Source organism: Microbacterium wangyouchuni, assembly GCF_054072595.1.
On sequence record NZ_JBSVRM010000003.1, the window covers coordinates 264,929 to 285,416 of the forward strand.

19 protein-coding genes and 3 tRNA genes are annotated in these 20,488 nt (G+C 63.3%); 16 read left to right on the plus strand and 6 right to left on the minus strand.

Going from position 1 to position 20,488, the window contains the following annotated elements; all coding sequences use genetic code 11:
- Nucleotides 1–17: 17 nt before the first annotated feature.
- The gene (locus tag ACW5CM_RS06345; RefSeq protein WP_439255722.1) at nucleotides 18–650 is read left to right on the plus strand and encodes a TMEM175 family protein; all 633 of its coding nucleotides are present in this window, start codon (nucleotides 18–20) and stop codon (nucleotides 648–650) included.
- 44 nt (nucleotides 651–694) lie between these two features.
- Entirely contained in the window at nucleotides 695–1,186 is a 492-nt protein-coding gene (locus tag ACW5CM_RS06350) for an inorganic diphosphatase (RefSeq protein ID WP_457124520.1), read from the plus strand.
- Nucleotides 1,187–1,257: 71 nt separating this feature from the next.
- Here ACW5CM_RS06350 and ACW5CM_RS06355 read toward each other — a convergent pair whose 3' ends face one another.
- Nucleotides 1,258–2,709: a M23 family metallopeptidase gene (locus tag ACW5CM_RS06355; RefSeq protein WP_457124521.1), complete on the minus strand. Its 1,452-nt coding sequence runs from the start codon at nucleotides 2,707–2,709 to the stop codon at nucleotides 1,258–1,260.
- A gap of 206 nt (nucleotides 2,710–2,915) precedes the next feature.
- Between ACW5CM_RS06355 and ACW5CM_RS06360 the strand changes: the two genes are divergently transcribed.
- The 9 genes from ACW5CM_RS06360 (at nucleotide 2,916) to ACW5CM_RS06400 (ending at nucleotide 9,814) form a co-directional block, all read left to right on the plus strand.
- Nucleotides 2,916–2,988: transfer RNA gene (locus ACW5CM_RS06360), tRNA-Glu, on the plus strand.
- A gap of 23 nt (nucleotides 2,989–3,011) precedes the next feature.
- A tRNA-Asp gene (locus tag ACW5CM_RS06365) sits at nucleotides 3,012–3,085 on the plus strand.
- Nucleotides 3,086–3,157: 72 nt separating this feature from the next.
- A tRNA-Phe gene (locus tag ACW5CM_RS06370) sits at nucleotides 3,158–3,230 on the plus strand.
- A 272-nt stretch (nucleotides 3,231–3,502) separates the two neighbouring features.
- Complete coding sequence (locus ACW5CM_RS06375) at nucleotides 3,503–4,171, plus strand: helix-turn-helix domain-containing protein (RefSeq protein WP_457124522.1); 669 nt, start codon at nucleotides 3,503–3,505, stop codon at nucleotides 4,169–4,171.
- Entirely contained in the window at nucleotides 4,150–4,869 is a 720-nt protein-coding gene (locus tag ACW5CM_RS06380; protein WP_457124523.1) for a nucleotidyl transferase AbiEii/AbiGii toxin family protein, read from the plus strand. The genes ACW5CM_RS06375 and ACW5CM_RS06380 overlap by 22 nt, the downstream gene beginning before the upstream one ends.
- Before the next feature lie 195 nt (nucleotides 4,870–5,064).
- Nucleotides 5,065–6,621, plus strand: coding sequence for an anti-phage protein (locus tag ACW5CM_RS06385; RefSeq protein WP_457124524.1), 1,557 nt, complete (start codon nucleotides 5,065–5,067; stop codon nucleotides 6,619–6,621).
- Between the two features lie 310 nt (nucleotides 6,622–6,931).
- Complete coding sequence (locus tag ACW5CM_RS06390) at nucleotides 6,932–7,870, plus strand: thioredoxin family protein (RefSeq protein WP_457124525.1); 939 nt, start codon at nucleotides 6,932–6,934, stop codon at nucleotides 7,868–7,870.
- Between the two features lie 615 nt (nucleotides 7,871–8,485).
- Complete coding sequence (locus tag ACW5CM_RS06395; RefSeq protein ID WP_457124526.1) at nucleotides 8,486–8,884, plus strand: hypothetical protein; 399 nt, start codon at nucleotides 8,486–8,488, stop codon at nucleotides 8,882–8,884.
- 186 nt (nucleotides 8,885–9,070) lie between these two features.
- Nucleotides 9,071–9,814 carry an alpha/beta fold hydrolase gene (locus tag ACW5CM_RS06400; protein ID WP_457124527.1) on the plus strand — a complete coding sequence of 248 codons (744 nt, stop codon included), beginning with the start codon at nucleotides 9,071–9,073 and terminating at the stop codon, nucleotides 9,812–9,814.
- Between the two features lies 1 nt (nucleotide 9,815).
- On the opposite strand, the gene ACW5CM_RS06405 is transcribed toward ACW5CM_RS06400, so the two are convergent.
- Entirely contained in the window at nucleotides 9,816–10,961 is a 1,146-nt protein-coding gene (locus tag ACW5CM_RS06405; RefSeq protein WP_457124528.1) for a carboxylate-amine ligase, read from the minus strand.
- A gap of 130 nt (nucleotides 10,962–11,091) precedes the next feature.
- On the opposite strand from ACW5CM_RS06405, the gene ACW5CM_RS06410 reads away from it, so the two are divergent.
- The 3 genes from ACW5CM_RS06410 (at nucleotide 11,092) to ACW5CM_RS06420 (ending at nucleotide 13,735) form a co-directional block, all read left to right on the plus strand.
- Nucleotides 11,092–11,898, plus strand: a complete 807-nt coding sequence (locus ACW5CM_RS06410; protein ID WP_439255715.1) for a class II glutamine amidotransferase — start codon at nucleotides 11,092–11,094, stop codon at nucleotides 11,896–11,898.
- A gap of 75 nt (nucleotides 11,899–11,973) precedes the next feature.
- Nucleotides 11,974–12,303, plus strand: coding sequence for a hypothetical protein (locus ACW5CM_RS06415; RefSeq protein ID WP_438252988.1), 330 nt, complete (start codon nucleotides 11,974–11,976; stop codon nucleotides 12,301–12,303).
- Nucleotides 12,304–12,334: 31 nt separating this feature from the next.
- Nucleotides 12,335–13,735, plus strand: coding sequence for a threonine/serine exporter family protein (locus ACW5CM_RS06420; protein WP_457124529.1), 1,401 nt, complete (start codon nucleotides 12,335–12,337; stop codon nucleotides 13,733–13,735).
- 21 nt (nucleotides 13,736–13,756) lie between these two features.
- On the opposite strand, the gene ACW5CM_RS06425 is transcribed toward ACW5CM_RS06420, so the two are convergent.
- Nucleotides 13,757–14,464 carry a spermidine synthase family protein gene (locus ACW5CM_RS06425; protein WP_457124530.1) on the minus strand — a complete coding sequence of 236 codons (708 nt, stop codon included), beginning with the start codon at nucleotides 14,462–14,464 and terminating at the stop codon, nucleotides 13,757–13,759.
- Nucleotides 14,465–14,522: 58 nt separating this feature from the next.
- On the opposite strand from ACW5CM_RS06425, the gene ACW5CM_RS06430 reads away from it, so the two are divergent.
- A complete protein-coding gene (locus tag ACW5CM_RS06430) occupies nucleotides 14,523–16,475 on the plus strand; it encodes a BCCT family transporter (RefSeq protein WP_457124531.1) in 1,953 nt (650 codons plus the stop codon).
- A gap of 41 nt (nucleotides 16,476–16,516) precedes the next feature.
- Here ACW5CM_RS06430 and ACW5CM_RS06435 read toward each other — a convergent pair whose 3' ends face one another.
- The 3 genes from ACW5CM_RS06435 to ACW5CM_RS06445 all read right to left on the minus strand — a co-directional run bounded on the left by ACW5CM_RS06435 (nucleotide 16,517) and on the right by ACW5CM_RS06445 (nucleotide 19,416).
- Nucleotides 16,517–17,647 carry an AI-2E family transporter gene (locus ACW5CM_RS06435; RefSeq protein ID WP_457124532.1) on the minus strand — a complete coding sequence of 377 codons (1,131 nt, stop codon included), beginning with the start codon at nucleotides 17,645–17,647 and terminating at the stop codon, nucleotides 16,517–16,519.
- A gap of 94 nt (nucleotides 17,648–17,741) precedes the next feature.
- Nucleotides 17,742–19,148: an amidase gene (locus ACW5CM_RS06440; protein WP_457124533.1), complete on the minus strand. Its 1,407-nt coding sequence runs from the start codon at nucleotides 19,146–19,148 to the stop codon at nucleotides 17,742–17,744.
- A 34-nt stretch (nucleotides 19,149–19,182) separates the two neighbouring features.
- Nucleotides 19,183–19,416 carry a hypothetical protein gene (locus tag ACW5CM_RS06445; RefSeq protein WP_438252982.1) on the minus strand — a complete coding sequence of 78 codons (234 nt, stop codon included), beginning with the start codon at nucleotides 19,414–19,416 and terminating at the stop codon, nucleotides 19,183–19,185.
- Between the two features lie 119 nt (nucleotides 19,417–19,535).
- Here ACW5CM_RS06445 and ACW5CM_RS06450 point away from each other — a divergent pair, with 119 nt between their 5' ends.
- Nucleotides 19,536–20,486, plus strand: coding sequence for an ABC transporter ATP-binding protein (locus ACW5CM_RS06450; RefSeq protein WP_457124534.1), 951 nt, complete (start codon nucleotides 19,536–19,538; stop codon nucleotides 20,484–20,486).
- Nucleotides 20,487–20,488: the final 2 nt, after the last annotated feature.

The following is a 20,488-nucleotide window of genomic DNA, read 5'->3' on the forward strand; positions in this document are numbered from 1 at the left end:
GGTCATATTCTGGGCCCGTGACGCAATCGTCGGAGTCGGCCGAGGAAGCGGTCACAATGGCGCCGGAGAGGCTGAAGGCGTTCGTGGATGCGGTCGTTGCCATAGCGATGACGCTGTTGATCCTGCCGCTACTCGAATCGATCTCCGATGAGGCCGGCACCGGCGCCACTACGTGGGAATTCTTGGTCTCGCATCGGGGCCAGCTGATCAGCTTCATCCTCAGCTTTCTGCTGATCGCGATGTTCTGGATGGAGCATCACCGACAGTACGATCAGGTGTTTCGTGTCACGATGCCGCTCGTCTGGATCAACGTCGCGTGGATGCTGACGATCGTCTGGCTGCCCGTGCCGACGGCGATGCTCGGTCAGATGGAGACCGACCCGCTGCAGGCGCTGGTCTACATCGGCACGCTGATCCTCACGCAGGCCGCCACCCTCGCCGGCAAGCTGTATTTGATCCGGCATCCGTCCCTTTCCGGCTTCACGGCGCAACGGCTATGGCACGGGGCGATCGGCGACATCGCAGCTATCGCCCTGTTCTGCATCGCGTTGCCGATCGCGGCCTGGGTGCATGAGGTCGGCTACTTCGCTCTGCTGCTGTTGGTCTTCTCAACACCCCTGGAGAAGTTGCTTGAGCGACTGCGCGGGTAGGCTAGTCCGCGGCATCCCAACCGTCTTTCTTGAGGAGTACACGCATGGGCGCACACGACGCCGTCATTGAGATCCCGCGCGGCAGCCGCGTGAAGTACGAAGTCGACCACGAAACCGGACGAGTCCACCTCGACCGCGTGCTCTACACGACGTTCGGCTATCCGGCCGATTACGGCTACTTCGACAACACGCTCGGCGAGGATGGCGACCCGCTGGACGTGCTGGTTCTCCTGGACCACGCGCTCTTCCCCGGTGTCGTCGTCGAGGTCCGCCCCGTCGCCGTTCTGAAGATGAGCGACGAGGCCGGCGGCGATGACAAGCTCGTCGCCGTGCTGTCGAAAGACCCGCGTTGGGCGCACATCCAGGACATCGACGACATCGCCGAGTACACGAAGAAGGAGATCACGCACTTCTTCGAGCACTACAAGGACCTCGAGCCCAACAAGTGGGTCAAGGTCGATGCGTGGGGTGACGCTGCCGAGGCGCAGCGCATCCTCGACGAAGCCATCGTGCGCTTCGGCGAGAACGGTCACTGAACCGTTCCCCTATGTAGAAGCCCTCGGATCCGCTGTATTGCGGCCGAGGGCTTCTTCGTGTGCGGGAGGCGTCAGACGGAGATTCCGTGCGCCGCCATGAAGTTGATCGGGTTCGTGTAGCCACCGTTGATATACACCTCGTAGTGCAGGTGGCAGCCGAAGGAGTTGCCGGTGTTGCCCGCGTAGGCGATGATCTGGCCGGCGTTGACCCACTGGCCCCAGCTGACGGCGAAGGAGTTGATGTGCGCATAGCCGGTGCCCACACCGCCGCCGTGCTGAATGCGGACGTAGTTGCCGTAGCCGCCGTTCCAGCCGGCGTAGTCGACGGTTCCTGACTGCGCCGCGAAGATCGGTGTGCCGCAGCCGTTGGCGAGGTCGACGCCGTAGTGGAATCCGCTCGAGCAGTAGCTGCTGCCGCACTGCACAGTGCGCGGGCCGTAGCCCGATGAGCGCCAGCCTCCGTGCGGGCGAACCCAGCCGCCGCTGCCGACTGCAGCGGGACTCTCTCCGCCTCCGCCGCCGCCACCACCGCCGCCACCGCCACCGCCACCGGCGGCTGCTTCTTCTTCACGACGTCGCCGTTCTTCTTCAGCGCGGCGTCGCGCTTCCTCTTCGGCTGCGCGGCGTGCGGCTTCTTCAGCCTTGCGCTTCTCTTCGGCAATGCGCTTGGCTTCAGCAACGCCCGCCTGGTAGTCGGCGACGGTCTTCGCAGTTTCGCCTTTGAGGGCTTGCAGCTGTGCTTCGAGCGTGATTCGGTGTTCGGCCTGCTCTGCGAGAGCGGCTTGGGCGGCCGCTGCGGCGTCCTGCGCTGCGCGCATCTTCTCTTCCGCGACCTTCTGCAGACGGTCGCGCTCATCGCGTGCCACCACGGCCTGATCGCTGAGCGATTGCGCGGAGTTTCGAGCGGCGACGGCGTCGTCGTAGACGGACTGGTTGTACTGCAGGAGCTTGTCCATCGTGCCCAGGCGGGACAGCAGCTGATCCGCGTTCGCCGCGGAACCGGCGAAGAAGAGTTCCAGTGCGGTGTCGTCGCCACCGTTGCGGTAAAGCTGTGCGGCGACCTGGCCGGCTTTGCGGGCCGACTCATCGGCGATCTTCGCCTGAGCGTCAGCCTGCGACTGAAGCGCCTCGGCTTCGGCGATCGCTGCGAAATATTCCTGCTGAGCCTCGAAGAACTCATTGCCGGCTGCCTCTGCGGCCGCCTGTGTCTCAGCGACGCGCTGGGTGAGGGATTGGATCAAGCCCTCGATGCGGGTGATCTCGCCGGCTTTGGCTGCTTCATTGTTTCGCGCACGTTCGACGTCTTCCCACGTGGGGTAGCTGGCGGCATAAGCAGCGTTGACACCGGAGCCGATACCGAACGCGCTGAGCGCGACGGCGCTGAGTGCGCCAAGACCGAGGGCGTTGCGCCGGGTGAGGACGTTCTTCTGCCAGAAGGTGCGGCGCTCATCGATGCTGGGCGCGCAACCACAGGAGTCCCCTGCGTCGAGCGCAGCATCCATCAAGGACTGCTCGTCGTTCACACGGCCCCTTCCACCCAATTCACTTATGCCACAGTAACAACATCTTTAACATCCGCAACAGCACGCGGGGCGCCAGGAGGCCATGGATATGAGCCATCCTCTCCCCGAAACGCCCGGGCGTTCGGCGGACGCGCCCTCGATTAGCTTTTTGCCCAAAAGATCGCTTATGCTTGAGCGTCGGCAAGGAAGTCCCCCGGGACAGCCTCGGCCCCATCGTTTAGCGGCCTAGGACGCCGCCCTTTCACGGCGGTAGCACGGGTTCGAATCCCGTTGGGGTCACTCCGATATAATTTAATATGCATGGCCCTGTAGCGCAGTTGGTTAGCGTGCCGCCCTGTCACGGCGGAGGTCGCGGGTTCAAGTCCCGTCAGGGTCGCTCTAAGCGACGGGCCCTTATTTCGGTAAGGGCCTTTCGTCTAGGATGCGGCAGATTTATGATGTGCCGCATGGCTCTGTAGCTCAGTTGGTAGAGCGCACGACTGAAAATCGTGAGGTCACGGGATCGACGCCCGTCGGAGCCACAGGGGTCATCATTACAGTGATCCTAGAAACCCTCGCCTAGCTTCTACATGGCGGGGGTTTTGCTTTGCCCTGGTGAGAGGCGGTTTCCGTCCCCGATCATTGAGCGAACAGAGCGAGACGAAACGCGCCTCCCCTCCCGGTGATTGAGCGAGCGGATCGAGACGAAACGGGCTCCTCGGAGACGTCGTGCCTGTTTTGTGCCGGCAGCCACCCTGGACAGCCCCGCCCGATCGGTGCATAATTATTGTTTCAAACCAATGATTGTGCAGCCATGGAGATCTCGACAAAGGAAGCAGCTCGGCGCTTACAAGTGAGCCCGCAGCGAGTGCTCTCCCTACTTCATGACGAACAACTCGCAGGCAGACGTGTGGGGCGCACCTGGCTCGTCGCCGAGACCTCGGTTGCCGCGCGCGCATCACTCGGAATCTCAGCAGGACGCCCGTGGACTGCGGCAACCATCCGTCGCATCATCGATGCTCTCTCGGACGGCGGGCGGCTCAGCAAGCGTGACACCGGTCTGATCATGCACACAAGCGCTGAGGAGCTCGCGGCGAAGATAGGCCAGGCGATCACAGTTCGCCGGTACTCCACGAAATGGATGGAGCGCGTGGCCGAGCATCTGATCTTCACGGGCGAGAATGCGATCGATCGGATCACTACCGAGCCATGGCGGCAGTTGCACGCCGGCGCGCGTGGTCTCCACGGGTATGTTCACAGCGACGACGCATTTCGGACGTTCGCGGCCGCTGCGCGCCTCGTCGAGGATTCAACTGGTGACGTATTCGTCTACCGGATTCGCGACGATGTGTTCCCGTGGCCGGAGACGCCCGTCGGGCTCGTCGCCGCGGACTGCTTCCGCTCGACATCGACGCGGGTCAGGTCAGTGGGAGTTGATGCACTGCTGAAGATGAGGGCGCAATGGTTGACGAGCATCGCCTGACAGACGTCGATATTGCAGCTCTACCGTGGCCGCTGCTGATCGAAGTCGTCGAGGCGACCCCACCTCACAGCTGGGTGCTGATGGGTGGGATGATGACTCACCTCCACGCGCTACGAGGCCGTGTCTCCGCCGCTCGGCCCACAACGGACGTTGACGTGCTCCTGAACCTCCAAGCAATCGCCGCTGATGTGAGCGCTGTAGTCGGACCGCTCCAGCGCCTGGGCATGCGTCCAGTGGAACCCAGTGGCCCCTTCCATAGATTCACGCGAGGCGAAGACGTCGTCGACATCATGGTGACCAACCTGGCTGGCCGCGCGAGATGGATGTCGCGCCCCATCATGCGCGCCCCTGGCGCCACGCTCGCGCTGCAGGATCCGGACGTCTACATCGTGGAAGCCGACGGCCGCGACGTTCGGATCGCCGTTCCTCGAACACCGGCGGCGCTCGTACTCAAGGCCGCCGCGTTCAAGAACGATCAAAGAGACCGCGGGCGCCACCTCGAAGACATTGTGGTTCTCCTTGCGGCCGACACCAACAACCCGCTGAAGTACTCGAGCATCCCCACCACTCAACGTCGACACCTGCGGCCAGCAGTAGATCACCTCGCCGATATTGGCCACCCTGCCTGGCAGATACTCGACGAGCACGACCGGGAGCTCGCGAGACGCGCGTTCGAGACGCTGGTGCAGCAGACTTGAACGCGTTGGCGCACACGACGCGAGGATCTGTGAGAACTTTCTATACTCTTTCAAGGCCGGCCTAGCGGCCAGCTGCGCCGCCTGCGGTGCGTCCGGTCCTCGGCGGCGCTACGTGGCTGGGCCAGATCGAAGCTTGATCTCGCCCCGGATAGGCTAAGGGAAGTTCGCCGACGAACTACCCAAGGAGCCAACAACGTGACGCAACCTTCGATCATGTCTCGAGCAGGTTTCACTTCCGATCCATTTGCCACCTGGGACTCTGACCGCGAGGAACTGCTCGCCGAGTACTTCGTCCCACCGCCATACTTCCCCAGCGTGCTCGGTGATCCCACGGCGCCCGAACCGACTATCATCTTCTCGCCACGTGGAACCGGAAAGTCTGCTCTTCGCCGCATGCTCGAAGTGAATTCGACGAACGACTCAAACCCCTACCTCGCGATTGCGTACATGGATTTCGAATGGGCAGGCGCCACGACCCCAACCGTGGAACAACACCAGATTGAGATCGCTCGTCTACTGGCCCTCGCGATCCTGTCCGAGATTGAAGCGGAACCCACGGAAGCGTCCTCCCACATCGACGACTACGACAAGGTCGTCCTCAAGACTGCGACGACTGCGTTGTTATCCTCCTTGACTGCAACGCAATTTCGCGCCGCGATGGGGTCCATTAAGAACCGTCACGACAAGGCCAGCGAACTGTGGGCCAAGTACGGCGGGCTCGTCACCGGCATCGTCGGCGCGCTGTCTGCTGCTGCTGGGCTCACGACCTCACCGATCAACGCGGAATTGGTCTCGTCGCCAACCGCGTTGTCAGCTGGCGCGAAGGACCTGCTAGCCGATCTAGTGACCATTGCCCGCAAGCTTGCTTGGAGGTCGGTCTACGTTCTGGTAGATCGGGTCGACGAGACGTCGGCAACCGCAGCCGATCCGCAGGCGGCGTTCAACGTAATCCGATCATTGGTGACCAGCCTTCCCACGCTCGAGCAACCAGGAATTGGCTTCAAGCTATTCCTATGGGATCAGACTGAGGCGTTGTTCCGGACACAAGGCGGGCGCCCTGACCGGGTGACCATCAAGCCGCTCCGGTGGTCTGTCGAAGAACTCTCAGAGATGCTCTCGCGCCGGCTGTTGACTTTCTCGGGTCGGGAAATCTCCTCCTTCAACAACCTGATGAGCGAGGAAGCCGGAATCGATGCCCATGCACTGCTCTGTTATCTGGCCCACGGCTCTCCCCGCGACATGATCCGCCTCGCTAAGCACGTCATCGCGGAGGCTACGCGGGCAGGAGACACTGAGGCGATTTCGCGAAGTGACCTCATGCGAGGAATCCGGGAGTTCTCCGGCCAGCGGGTTGAGGAACTTTTCCCACGCATAGAGGTAGATTTCTCGCGTGTCCCGGGTGCCAGCTTCACCACGCCGAAGCTCGCCAGCGACGTTTTCAAAATCTCAGTCCCAGCGATGCGACAGAAGATTCTTCAGTGGGATGCAATTGGCGCCGTGAGTAAGGTCGGAGAACAGCAGACCGGACGCAATCGTCCCCTCCACGTATACGCTTTCAGCGATCCGCGCATTCTCCTCCGAAACAGAGAAGTCGCAGATATCGAACGATACCTCGACACTTATATCATCGAGTGCGAAGGCTGTAACGAAATCGCAATAGGCTCAGAAGCGGGCCTCTTCTGCTCGAAGTGCAATAGCGAGGTCTCGTTGCAGAATTCCCGGAGCCTCCTCAAGATAGTAACCACACCGTGATTCGGGCCAGTTCGCGCCGGTAGCTCAGCTGAAACCGCCCTCAGCCAGTTGTCACTAACCATGGCGTTTCCCTCGGAATCACGCGGCCAGTGAGTACCCACTGACCCAACGCATCTAACCGAACATCCTGGGGTCATTGGATCGACTCCCGTCGGAGCCGCTGTCTCTTACGAGGCTTCTACTCGTGCGGCACACGTACTCTTACGCCAGGTCAGGTCAGGGCTTCTCTGCGACCGCATGCGAGTCTGCCGACCAGAACCATACCGGTTGCCAGTTCCCCCGCGCGTCTCGAGTCTGCCAGGCTTAGTCAGTGGAGTCATTCGATACATGGTTCGGACGAGTTGCTAACAGCCTGACGATACTGGCTGCGATCATTGCAATTGCGGGAGTGGTCTGGGCTGTTCGTTCGCGCGCCAAGCTCAAGGTCACGTCATCATCGTGGCCCAGTCTCGTACCCTCGATTACCTTCCACATCAGCTCGGATGGATCCAACCCGGTTCGTAATCTTGACGTGGTTGGCGGCCAATTGACTCCGCATGACTTCTCGATGCACGGAGATGCGATCGTGAGAAGACCTGAACTGCACCGTGGTGAGCACGTTCTTGTCGACGTCTTCGACCCCGCTGAAACCCATCACTCGGACCCGCCACGAGCGAACGAGTACAGGTGGGAGATTCACCCCGACGAGGGCTTCTACATGCAGGTGCGATGGCAGTCCCCCCTTTTCTCATGGCGCCAGGAGAGTCGCACTTACGTGTGGTCGACGGCTGATCGGTACGCGTTGGGCAGCCCACAGAAGCTCACGGGAAGAGCAGAATTGCGTTTCTTGAAGCGAACACAAGATTTCGCGCTTAACCCGACGCTGAGCACATTCTCTCCACCACCGCGCATTGTCGCGCAGCTAGCGACTGATCACACATTCGATGCCCTACTTTCGGGCTATCGCGGCGTCTCACTCGTAGGCCTCGGCCCGACTTGGCAGGGGGCGCATTGGCTCAACGTCCAACGCGCTCTTTCTGCATTCGCCTCAAAGCACGCGAAGCAGGTGCAAACCCTTTTCGTCAACACCGATGAATCGCCAGGAATCTCATCACGATACGACGTCAACGTTGCGCCGACGTTCATGGCCTTCAGCGGTGGCGAAATAGTCGCTACGCATGACGGACTCTCCTCCTACCAAGACCTCGAGACCACGTTCGTACCCTTACTCGCGCGCAGACACCGGAATAGCACTCGACGCCCACGTTGAGCGACCCACCTTACAGGGGTTGGATCTCGCGGCCGACGTGCCGATATTGTGCCGGTAACCCCTCTGAAACCACCCTCAACCAGTCGCGAGCAACCATGACGACTTCCCCGGAATCACGCGGCAAACGGCGACCAACAAGTACCCGCTACCTCACCGAATCCAACTGAAAATCGTGAGGTCACGGGATCGACGCCCGTCAGAGCCACAGGGGTCATCATTACAGTGGTCCTGGAAACCCTCGCCTAGCTTCTACATGGCGGGGGTTTTGTTTTGCCCTGGAAACACTGGAGTTACGGAGGCGTTCGGGGTCGAGTGCTGAGCGGCCACACACCTTCCTGCGCATCACGCCCGCGACAACTCGCGGGCCCCGCCGAGCGACGAGGCGAACACGTGTTGCTTGGTAAGCTACTACGCGTGAAAACTCAGATGTCTGTTGTCATATTCGCTGTCTCGTCTGTGATGTTGTTGGGTTGCGCGGCTGCTATTTCTCCCGACCCCGTTGAGGACACTGGCCAGAATGCCTCACCGGGCAACGATGTTTCCGACTCAGTACCGCCGGCGCCCAAAACACTGTCGATCGACCACATTTCATCATGTGATGACCTGGAATCAACGATGGCGCCGTACATCGATGGACTCACTCAGATCGAAGGAAACAGCGTCAACGAGTGGGGCGTGAGCTGTACCTGGACGATGCCGGAAGACAATACTGACTGGGCAAATGCCCGCGAGGTCTCACTCGGCGTCACACCGGTAGACGACGCGTCGACCAGGCCTGACATTCCAGGACTGCAACAGGTCTTTCCCGAAACCGCCGAGATCACGGACAAGTGGGTCGCAGAACTCGGCGGTGTCGCGTACGTCGTTGAGATGGGTACCGGAACGGTAGCCGCACTCCAGTCGGTGGTGTGGACGCCAGAATTTGAGGTAGCAGTCGGAGGCGGTCGCTGGGAAGATATGCCCGCACTCGACGGCACCGCTGCACTCGAGGTTGCGCGCGCGGTGCTGCGCTAAGACGAGGGGGTCCAGCGCGGCGGCGCAAGCGGGTGGTTGTACCAGCAACGAGTGCACCGAGGCCGGATGCGGCGCGTACTCTCAAACCCACTTCCTGAAAGTGACTTATAGCGCGCATCCTCTTGGGCCGATGCCTCCAGTTCCGGATCCGCACAACCGCGGCGCTCTGGCAGGGTTGAGTGCATCATGTTTTTCGCTCTTTCTGGCCCTGACGACGCATCGCCCGTGCTCCTTCTCCACGGCGGCGGCGTTGCCGGGTGGATGTGGGACTCCCTGAGGGGACGGCTAGAGCCCGATTACACCGTTCTTGTTCCCGATCTACCTGCCCACGGTCGCTCGGCCGGCGAGTCGTACGTCTCCCATTCAGAGACCGTCGCTGCGCTCTCGCAGCTGCTCGCCGCGACGGTGCCTAGTCGGCCGGTGACCGTGATCGGCTTTTCTCTCGGAGCCCAGCTCGCCATTCAACTTGCGTCCGAACATCCTGACCTCGTAAGCCAAGTGATCGTCATCAGCGCTCAGGCGAAGGCCATGCCGTTCACTGGCTTCACGCTCGGCGCGCTCGGCTTCAGCGCTCCCCTGGCTCGCCAACGATGGTTCGCGAAACTGCAAGCCCGGGAGCTATTCGTACCTCCTCACCTGATGGAGGATTACATCAGTACCAGCGCCAGCATCACGAAGGCAACGCTCTTGGCCGCCGTGGGCGACAACATGAGGTTCGAGCTACCCGCGGGATGGTCGACATTCCCGGGGCGCGTAATCATCATGGTCGGACGACGAGAGCGACGTTTGATGCGCGATTCAGCCGACAGCATCCACGCAGCACTACCCGGCAGCGAACTCTCGATTATCGACGACTGCGGCCATGGCATCCCTCTACAACGCCCGGAGTATTTCAACGACCGCGTAATTCGCTGGCTCCCCGCGGCCTGAATCAGCCGGCGAGATCAGCAGTACGGCGGGCGAGATCCGCAACGACATCGCTCAGCTGACCGGTCTTCTCGAGCATCGCGCGCTGGCGCATTGCGCCGTTACCTCGCGCGAAGATCTGCTCGATCTGCTCGTCGACAAGTGACTCGTCGCCGTTCTCGCGCAGTGCTGCGCGAATGTGGTCGACGAGATCAGTGATGATCTCACGCGCAGCCCGCGGCTTCAGCGTTTCCGGATCGATCAGGTCACCTTCGATGCCGAACCGTCCCGCCTGCCAGCTCATGAGCCGAAGCATCGACACAGACAGGGGCAGCGGCTCCTCCCCCGCGCGCCACGCCGCAGCAGCCGTATCCACGAGACCCCGGCACAGAGCTGCGATGAGCACCGCATCTGCAGCATCCGGGCAAACATCGGAGACACGGATCTCGACCGTCGGATAGTGGTGCGACAACCTGGCGTCGAAATAGACCATGCCCTCATCGAGAATGGCACCGGATGCGATCATCGAGCGGACGAGCTCGCGATAGCTCTCCGCAGACCCGAATGTCTCAGTGGGACCGGCCGTGGGCCAACGCACCATCGCCTGCGAGCGGAAACTCGCGTACTTCGTGTCCTCCCCCTGCCAGAACGGCGAGTTCGCGCTCAGCGCGAGCAGCACAGGCAACCAGCCTCGAATGCGGTCGAGCACACCCACGCCTTCATCGTCCGATTCGACCGAGACGTGCACGTGACATGCTCCCGTGAGCTGCTCGGTTGTGGTCAGCCCGAAGTGCTCCACCATCTGCAGGTAACGGGGCTTGCCGACGATCGCAGCTTCGACCCGAAGCGGCGATGTTCCTGAGGCGATCACGCGAGCACCCGCACGGCGTGCCGCGGTGATCGCATGATCACGCCACGCCCGAACATCGTCGCCGAGCGCGACCATGTCGGTGTGTGGAATCGTGTCTGTCTCGACCTGCTGCTGCTGCAACTCGTGCTCGAGTGAACCGCCTGGCGGTTCCTCGACGTCGGCCGATGCGCCGCCGCTGGGAGGCTCGACAGGGTTCGCGACTTCTTCGGCATACCTCAGCGTGCGCGCAGCAACCGATCGTGGCCGGCCCGTCTCCGCGTCTACGAGCAGCAGTTCTTCTTCAACTCCGACAGTGCGCATGCGCCCAGTGTGTCAGGTCGACTCGATAACGGCAGAAGCGGTTGCGCGGAGAGCGGAACCGATGAGCCGGGGTTGCCTGCACGCGTCGAAGAGGGGAAACTCGGCCTTGCAACGAGAGGAGAACAGCCCCATGTGCCGACTGCTTGGCTACGTCACCACCCGTCCGACGTCGATCGTCGATGTTCTCGGACACGACGATTTCGAGACGTTCACCGCGCTCACCGAGGTGCACGGCGATGGGTGGGGCATGGCATGGCATCGCGCGCTCGGTGGCGACACCGAAGCGGTATCGTCCGCGCTCAACGCTTCCCTCGACCCGCATTACACGGCACTGTCAGAACAGGAACTCGGATGCTGCGGGCTCGTGCACCTGCGCTGGGCGACCGGCGGGCTGCCCGTGTCGCCCGAGAACACGCACCCCTTCACCGATGACGGCTACGCATTCGCGCACAACGGACATATCTCTCCGATCTCTCACCTCGAATCACAGCTCAGCACGGCGTCACAAGACAAACTCATCGGCGACACCGACAGCGAGCGCTACTTCCGTCTCGTCATGCAATGCATCGATGAAGCTGCAGGCGATGAAGCAGAGGGTGTCACTCGTGCGCTTGAGATCCTGGTTCGCGAGTTCCCCAACTCGAGCCTCAACGCCCTTCTCCTGACCCCGAGCAAGCTGTTCGCGATTCATATCAACAGCCGTGTCGATTCGCCCGTCGAATCCCTACGCGAGCTCTTCGAGTCCGACGAGGCGATGCCCGCCAGCCACGCGACCGAGTACTACGCCATGAACTACCGCATCACGGTCGACGCCGTTCACGTGATCTCCAGCGGCCTCGATGCAGAAGGATGGACACCGGTCCCCGAAGACAGCGCCGTGATGATCGACCTCGCGACTCGCGAGGTGACGAGGCTGCATCCCGTGCCACTCTCGTAGTCGGAGCACGGACGAGCGACTCCCCGCGCCACAGCTAAGCTGATCGCAATCCAACCCCCGGGAGTCGATGCAAAGGTGAACGCTGACAACGAGAGTCGCCGCATCGAGCTGACCTTACACAAGCCCTGGTTCGCTCTGTACGCCGGCGTCAGACCAACACTGATCATCGAAGGCCGCGGACAGCCGACGCAGTGGGGCCTGGGCACGTGGCAGGTGCCGTCCGACCGAACGGTGACAGTGGGCGTGTTTCTCTTCAACCGGCTCTGGCGCTTCGGACAGGCGGACTTTACCCTCGAACCGCACGACCGGCCGGCGCTGGAATACCGGGCGCCGACGCTGCCGTTCCTCCGTGGTCGAATCCGTCTTCATCCGAACCAGAACGCAGACTCTGTCCCGCAAGGGTGACGTTCAGCCGTCGCGCGGAGAGAATGGGTACATGCCTCGCGAACACCCCTGGCGGCTGCTGAGCACCGTGCGCCGTGTGATCCGGTCCGATCCGTCCGAGGTCGCGCTCACCGAGGCGTATCCGGTGCTCAACGAGACTGTTGTCGTCAAGATCCTCGACCTCGCGCTGCGGATCGGTGAGTCGATGTTCACGGTCGGTGCCTCCGCGCACGACGTGACCTTCGCCATCGTCCGCGTCGCCCAGGTGTACGGCCTGACCGGTGTGCACGTTGACGTCACCTATAACTCGGTCAACGTCTCGTACCACCGCGGTGAGGAGGACTGGCCCACGACCCTGTTGCGCGTGGTCAAAGCCGCGTCACCCGACCACGCAAAACTGCAGCGCCTGCAAGCGCTCCTGGTCGACATCAGCGAGGGGATGGAGCTCGGCGAAGCACGCCTGGCATTCCGTGTCATCCGCCGCACGCCATTCCTGTACCGCCCGATTGTCGTGATCGTTTCGCGCGCACTGCTCACCGTCGGCGTCGCGTTCCTGTTCAGCGCCTCACCGCTGATGATGCTGCTGACCTTCATCGCAGCGCTCGGGGCCGCGTTCACCCAGGCAGGGCTGGCACGCATTCAGGTGCCGTCGTTCTTCAGCCAGACTGCCGGCGCATTCGTCATCACCGCCGTCGCGACCATCGTGTCAGCGTTGGGCGCTGCGAACATCACGCCGTTCACTGACGTGCAACCGTCGATCATGGTCGCATCGGGGATCGTGCTGATGCTCTCCGGACTCACCGTCGTCGGTGCCGCTCAGGATGCTATCGACGGGTTCGCGGTAACGGCGGTCGGCCGGATCCTCGACCTCACGATGCAGACCCTGGGGGTCGTGCTCGGCATCTTGATCGGACTGGAACTCGCCCGTCTCGTCGGTTTCAGCATGGCCTTGCCCACCGACACCCTGCCGTTCGGATCGCTCCCCTCTCAGATCGTGGGCGCCATCATTATTGCGGTCTCCGTGGCCCTGTTCAACGGCGCCGGGATGCGCATCATCGTCGTCAGCGCCCTGCTGAGCGTGATCGCGATCATCGGCTACAACCTCGCGATACTGCTCGACATCCACGCGGCCGGTGCGAGCGGCGTGGGGGCTCTCCTTGCCAGCTTCATCGGCGTGCTTCTCGCCCGCAACCAGCATGTTCCTTCGGTCGCGGTCACCACCGCGGCGATCGTCCCCCTCGTGCCCGGCTCCGCCGTGTTCCGCGGGCTGCTCGGCATCGTCGACTCCGACGGAACGGTCGAGGGGATGCTAGCCGGCATCAGCCCGCTCGTGTTGGCTGCCACGATCGGCGTGGGCCTCGCGGCCGGGGCTTCGCTCGGACTTTACCTCGGCACACCGCTGCGCGCGACGCTCGCCAGTGTGGCGAAATCCCGCGCGCGCGTCCGCCGCTGAGCCTGACCCGCGCAGTCTCGGTCAGCCGCGACTGCGCGCGACGTAGACCGTATTGGATGACACGCCACCCGTGACCGGATTGTCGAAGTCCACGACATGCGCGACGGCATCGTCGAACACCGCGTTCAACTCGATCATGAAGACATCGTCAGGCGGATCATCCGACCACAGCGCGAAGATCCCCCGCGTTGCGAGGTGCCGGTCCAGAGCCCGCAACCCCGCCGCCGTATAAAGATCGGCGTGGGTGGGATCCAGCTGGTGTCGCGGTGAGTGATCCACGTCGAGCAGGATGGCCGAGTATCCGGCACGGTCCCCCGCAGGCTCAGCCCGAACGATGGCGAAGAAATCGTCCTCGACAAGCGTCGTTCGAGCATCTTCGACGAGTTCGGCCGACGCCGGCAGCAGCTTGCGCTCATGCCAGCCGATCACCGCACCGAGCCTGTCGATCACCGTGAGCGCGCGCATGCGCTCGTCACGCAAAGCGGCGACGGCTGTGTACCCGAGCCCGAGGCCTCCCACCAGGACGGACAGATCATCGCCTTCGACAGCGGCGAGTCCGAGATTTGCCAGCTCTTCCTCCGCCACCGTGAACAGACTCGACATGAGGTACTCGTCACCGAGTTTTACCTCGTAGATCTCCTGTCCTACCGACGGCTCCGTGCGCCGTCGCAGCATCAGGTCGCCGATCGGGGTGGGCTGCCAGTCAAGCTCTTCGAACCGAGTGATCACTGCGGCATCCCTCCGTTTCTGCTCACCCTACCTCCGCTACGACCCAGACACTGCAAGTATGGGTCTCGTGAACAGCGATCAGGGAACGCGGAAGAACGCCCCAGACGGGTCATCGACAGCACGCCCGCCCACACGCGCGGTGAAAGTCGCACGAAATATCGCGCGCAGCCTGAAGGACCTGTCGCCGAAGGGCGTGCACCCGGCGCTGATCCCCGGCGTGGGGGTCGAGCAGACCGGACGGGTGTATCGCACCGACTGGTTGGTGTTCGGTGTCGCAGCGGCCTTTGTCGTCGCATTCATCGGCTGGGGCATCCTCGGCGGCGAGAGCCTCTCCACCACTGCGCAGTCCACACTGAATTGGGTCATTGAGTACACCGGAGTCCTGTTCACCTCCGTGGCCACAGCGATCCTGCTGTTCATGATCTTCCTCGGCGTCAGCAAGTACGGCCGCATTCCCCTCGGGCGCGACGATGAAGCCCCGGAGTTCTCGATGTTCTCCTGGATCTCGATGCTCTTCGCCGCGGGCATGGGCATCGGCCTGGTGTTCTGGGGCGCCGCAGAGCCGCTGACATTCTTCGACAACCCGCCACCGGGAACCGTCGAAGGCGGAACGCTCGAGGCCATGCAGACCGCACAGGCCCAGGTTCTGTATCACTGGGGCCCGCAGGCATGGGCTTTCTACGCACTGGTGGGCGTCGCCATCGCATACGGATCCTTCCGGCGAGGGCGCACGCCGCTCATCTCGTCGGTGTTCGCGCCCTTGCTGGGCGAGCACAAGACGACGGGCCCGATTGGCAAGACGATCGACATCTTCTCGATCCTCGTGACGCTCTTCGGAACGGCGGCGTCTCTCGGTCTCGGCGCTCTGCAGATCGGTCACGGAGTCGAGCTCGTCGCCGGCATCGGCGAGATCGGCAACGGCGTCCTCATCGCCGTGATCGCCGTCCTCACCGCCTGCTTCATCGCCTCCGCAGCATCCGGCGTGTCCAAGGGCATCCAGGCACTGTCGAATATCAACTCGGTAGCGGCCATCGTGCTGTCGTTGTTCGTCTTCTTCGTCGGCCCATCGCTGCTGATCCTGAACATGATCCCGGCAATCGCTTTCGAGTTCATCAATGACCTTCCCCAGATGATGGGTCGCTCGGGCGCGCAAGGCGAAGCGACGGAGCAGTTCCTGGCATCCTGGACAATTTTCTACTGGGCGTGGTGGATCTCGTGGTCGCCGTTCGTCGGCATGTTCATCGCCAAGATCTCCCGTGGCCGCACGATCCGGCAGTTCGTGCTGGTCGTGATCGCCGTTCCATCGCTGATCTCTCTGGTGTGGTTCGCGATCTTCGGAACAACCGCGATCGATCTGCAGATGAACGGAGCAGAGCTGGCGACGACGCCGCCGGAGAATGTGCTCTTCGGCGTGCTCGAGAACCTGCCACTCACCGGCATCACGAACATCATGCTGATGCTCCTCATCGCGATCTTCTTCATCACCGGCGCCGACTCGGCGTCACTCGTCATGGGCACGATGTCACAGCAGGGCGACCCGACGCCCAAGCGTTGGGTCACGATCACGTGGGGCACGCTCGTCGGCGTGATCGCTGCGGTTCTGCTCGTCACCGGGGTCGAGGGAAGCGGTCTGCGCGCACTGCAGAACGTGACGATCATCGCGGCGCTGCCATTCGCCATCATCCTGGTATTCATGATGATCGCGCTGATGAAGGATCTCGGCCGCGATCCGCTGATCCTGCGCGACAAGTATGCGCGGCAAGCGCTGCGACACAGCGTGCGCACCGGGCTGGCCGAGTTCGGTGACGACTTCGCGCTCGTCCCGAGTGAATACGATCACTCCCAGGACGATCACCCCTGGATCGACGTGCCCGTAGACGAGGCGTTCACCGAAGTTTTCGAGACCTCGTCGCTTCCGATCATCGTCGTCGACGCAGATACTGCGGACGAACAGGATGCCGCCGATGAACAGTCCGCGAAGCTCGACGATCCAGGCAAGACTCATGAGTGACGCGCCCATCGAAGGCTGGACTCGCCTCTGAATGCTGTCGCCTAGGCGATGACCCCCACCTCCGCGTCGGGCGGCACGACCTTCCGGTCCTGCGCGGGAAACAGCACCTTCTGCACGATGATGATGATGCTCGCCATCACCGGGATCGCCACCAGCGCACCGAGGATTCCGCCGAGCGCGCCGCCGCCGACCGCCGCGATCACGACGATCGCACCGGGCACGGACACCGCTCGGCTCATGATGCGCGGACTCAGCACATACGCCTCGATCTGCATGTAGATGAGGTAGTAGGCGGCTGCGATCAACGCGGTGACCGGTGCGTCGATCAGGCAGACGAGCGAGATGATGATCGAAGCGCTGAGGGTTCCAACAAGCGGGATGAGCGAGCCGATGAACGCGATGAGTGCGAGCAGCGCCGGCACCGGCGCCCCGATGATGCTCATCAAGATGATCGTCAGCACCGCGTTGATCGACGCCAGACTGGCCTGACCGATCACGTAGCGCCCCACCGCCGTTGACACGTCTTCGAGAAGTTCGGTGAAACGCGCCCGCCGATACGCGGGAACGAACCGCGCGGCTGTCCGCTTCATGCTTCGAAGCGACGCCATGAAGTACAGCGTCAGGATGAGCACGATGATCACCCCGGTGACCCCGCTGGCGATCCCCGATCCCACAGCGATCAACCCGCCGCCGATCTGGCCGAGGTTATCGGGATCCTGGATGAATTCCAGAGCACCATCGGCGGCGTTCGCAATCTCGGCGGCGTACTGGCCGGTCACCTGTGTGAACCAGTCGCTGCTCATCACGTCTTCGATCAGCATCGGGGCATCCTCGATGAGATTGGCGATCTGACGCACGATGATCGGCACGATCGCGAGCAGGATGCCGGCGAAGATCACCAGCACTCCGGCGACGACCACGCTCACCGCCGCCGCACGCGGCATCCGCTTCTCCAGGAAGACCACGATGGGATCGAGGCCGAGGGCGAGGAATAGCGCCACTCCGACGTAGATCAAGACCGTCGCGAGCTGACCGACGATCGCGCCGATCAGAAGCGCGACGAGCACACCCAGCGCCCCGACGAGTCCGAATGTGAACGGTTCGATTCGGTTCAGGTGGCTGCTGCCGCCCGGCAGTCCGCGATCACTGCTCGCTCTGATGCGACCCCACATGCTGCCCCCTCGAGCTCAGTTCCGGTGTGATATTTGAGCACCCGATGCGCGGTACGTCAAGGGGCTGGATCGCCGGCATCCCGCACACCAGCCATCAGGCGTCCCAGACAGGGGGCCGAGGGAGTGCGCCTGTGCGGCGCTCCAGTTCCGCGGCGAGCGCGATGATCGCCGCTTCCCCTCCGGGGCGCCCGATGAGCTGCACGCTTACCGGATGCCCCGAGGCATCCAGCATCACCGGCACCACCACCGCCGGGAGCCCAGCGACGTTCACAAAGCTCGAGTACGGCGCATAACGCACCTGCTGCGAGAAGTTCTCCGCTGCGTCGGTCGGGTGGAACCATCCGATCGGCCGCGGCGGCAGCGCGAGCGCCGGTGTCAGGACTGCGTCGAACGGTGCGAACGCGGTGATCGTCTCGCGCTCGAACACCGTCGCAGCGGCGAGCGCATCCAGCACCTGGGTGCCGCTGAGGGCACGCCCCTCGCGGGCGAGCCACGCGGTGATCGGCTCGACCAGCTCAAGCTCAGTATCCGACAGGGTCATTCGCGCAGCGCTCGTGCGCCAGATCGTGGTGAACATCTCCGCGTACCCGCGCGGACGCCAGTCGAACTCGTCGATGCCCTGCCCCGCATCCGTCAGCAGCGCCATCGCGACGTCGACAGCGCGCGCCGCGTCCGGGTCGAGTGCGATGTCTTCGTCGTCATCCCAGGGTGAGACCATCGTCACGCCGATGCGAGCGGATGCCGTGGCCGCCGTCGCCGCATCGAGGAAAGAGCCGCGCCCCGGTGCCCCGGTGGCGTACGGATACGGCCGTCCGCTGACCTGCACGTCCAGCAGCAGCGCGGCATCCGCGACGGTGCGCGCGATGGGGCCGGCGACTGCGAGCCCGCCGGGGCTGTCGAGTCCGGATGCGAATGAGATCCTCCCCCGAGACGGCTTCAGTCCGACGACTCCGACGGTTGCGGCGGGAATTCGAATCGACCCGCCACCGTCGGAAGCCGGGGCGAGCGGCAGCAGCCCGGCAGCCACAGCGGTCGCGGCCCCTCCGCTCGATCCCCCCGCGCCGTTGTCCGTGTTCCACGGGTCTCGCGCGGGAGGCGCGACCTTCGACTCGGTGTATCCCGTCAATCCGAACTCGGGGGTGTTCGTCTTGCCGAGGCTGATGCCCCCGGCCTCATCGAGCACCGCCGCCTGATCGGCTGTGGCATCCGGAACGAAGTCGCGGTGCAGCTGGGAGCCGAATCGTGTCGGCACGCCCGCGCGAGCCACGAGGTCTTTGTCGGCGAACGGCAGACCCCACAGCGCCCCCGCGGGCGCAGCAGCCGAAAGCAATGCGGCTCGCGCGAGCGCAGCATCCGCCGTCACCTCGACGAAGGCTCCCACCGCGCCGTTGACGCGCTCGATCCGGTCGAGATAATGCGCGACGAGCTCAACGGGGCTGACGTCGCTCGCCCGCAACACCGCCAGCTGCTCGATCGCGGTCAGGTCGTGCAGTTCAGCCATACTTCGACCCTAGGCCGGGTCACGGGTTTCGGTGTCAGCGATGCTGTTGCGGGCCACCGTGCCCACCCTGGGGCGGTGCACCGTATACGCCTGGTGGGCGCTGCGCCGCCCTCTCTGCATCAGCGCGGAGGATGCCGTTCTTCACCGCCGTCCGCATGATCAGATATCCGATCCATAGCGTCAACGCGATGACAGCGAGGTAGATCACCAGCGCGAAGATGAGCGCGCCGATTCCTAGTCCTGCCGCCAACCCTGAGTAATCGTCCATGCCCACAAGGTAGCGAATCGTTCGGTGCTCCGAAAGGGTTGGCATCCACCGATCAGTGGATGCCGATATCAGTCTCCCCACTGCTGGCACCGCGGTAGCTCCACCGCCATGCTGGAACCATGACGGAAAACGTGATCGAGGTTCGTGACCTGCGAAAGTCCTATGGCAGCTTTACCGCCGTCGACGGCATCAGCTTCGACATCCATCGCGGCGAGACCTTCGCGCTGCTCGGGCCCAACGGTGCAGGCAAGTCGACAACAATCGAGATCCTCGAGGGATACCGCAAACGCACGTCCGGCGATGTCCGTGTGCTGGGCGTTGATCCGCAGCGCGGTGGGCTGGATTGGAAGGCACGGCTCGGCATCGTCCTGCAGTCCACCGGCGAGGCCGGAAATTTCACTGTTCGGGAACTGCTGACCGAGTTCGCCGGCTACTACCCCCGACCCCGTGACATTGACGAGGTCATCGCGGCGGTCGGACTCGAACAGAAGCAGAAGACACGCGTCGGCAAACTCTCCGGCGGGCAGCAGCGTCGCATAGACGTCGCCCTCGGCATCATCGGCCGACCCGAGGTCCTCTTCCTCGACGAGCCGACGACGGGCTTCGATCCCGAGGCACGTCACCAGTTCTGGGATCTGATCCGCTCGCTCAAAGCCGAAGGAACCAGCATCCTGCTCACCACTCATTACCTCGACGAGGCGGCCCAACTCGGCGACCGTGCGGCGGTGATCACGGGCGGTCAGATCTCCGCGATCGGCCGCATCAATGAGATCGGCGGGGCGGATGCCCGCATCCCCCTCGTGCGCTGGATCGACGCCGACGGTACGACACGTGAGGAGCGCACCGACAAGCCAGGCTCCGTCGTGGCAGAGCTCTTCCGCGACGGCGGCGAGCCTCGCGGCCTCGAGATTGTCCGCCCCACTCTGGAGGACATCTACCTCGGCCTGATCCGCGAGCAGTCCGACGCCAACGCCGCGCACAACTCCGGAGATCTGCCGCCCGTCCGGGAGGCAGACCCCGGAAATACGCACTTCCCCGTCGCCGCCTCCGCTATTTCTCAGGAGTTGTGAAC

Excerpts from the sequence above, each read along its gene's own strand:
- ACW5CM_RS06435 (WP_457124532.1), bottom strand. The coding sequence starts at position 17,647 with ATGTGGGGTCGCATCAGAGCGAGCAGTGATCGCGGACTGCCGGGCGGC.
- ACW5CM_RS06445 (WP_438252982.1), bottom strand. The coding sequence starts at position 19,416 with ATGGACGATTACTCAGGGTTGGCGGCAGGACTAGGAATCGGCGCGCTC.
- ACW5CM_RS06375 (WP_457124522.1), top strand. The coding sequence starts at position 3,503 with ATGGAGATCTCGACAAAGGAAGCAGCTCGGCGCTTACAAGTGAGCCCG.
- ACW5CM_RS06410 (WP_439255715.1), top strand. The coding sequence starts at position 11,092 with ATGTGCCGACTGCTTGGCTACGTCACCACCCGTCCGACGTCGATCGTC.
- ACW5CM_RS06350 (WP_457124520.1), top strand. The coding sequence starts at position 695 with ATGGGCGCACACGACGCCGTCATTGAGATCCCGCGCGGCAGCCGCGTG.
- ACW5CM_RS06405 (WP_457124528.1), bottom strand. The coding sequence starts at position 10,961 with ATGCGCACTGTCGGAGTTGAAGAAGAACTGCTGCTCGTAGACGCGGAG.
- ACW5CM_RS06430 (WP_457124531.1), top strand. The coding sequence starts at position 14,523 with ATGGGTCTCGTGAACAGCGATCAGGGAACGCGGAAGAACGCCCCAGAC.
- ACW5CM_RS06450 (WP_457124534.1), top strand. The coding sequence starts at position 19,536 with ATGACGGAAAACGTGATCGAGGTTCGTGACCTGCGAAAGTCCTATGGC.
- ACW5CM_RS06380 (WP_457124523.1), top strand. The coding sequence starts at position 4,150 with ATGGTTGACGAGCATCGCCTGACAGACGTCGATATTGCAGCTCTACCG.
- ACW5CM_RS06440 (WP_457124533.1), bottom strand. The coding sequence starts at position 19,148 with ATGGCTGAACTGCACGACCTGACCGCGATCGAGCAGCTGGCGGTGTTG.
- ACW5CM_RS06400 (WP_457124527.1), top strand. The coding sequence starts at position 9,071 with ATGTTTTTCGCTCTTTCTGGCCCTGACGACGCATCGCCCGTGCTCCTT.
- ACW5CM_RS06420 (WP_457124529.1), top strand. The coding sequence starts at position 12,335 with ATGCCTCGCGAACACCCCTGGCGGCTGCTGAGCACCGTGCGCCGTGTG.
- ACW5CM_RS06395 (WP_457124526.1), top strand. The coding sequence starts at position 8,486 with ATGGCGCCGTACATCGATGGACTCACTCAGATCGAAGGAAACAGCGTC.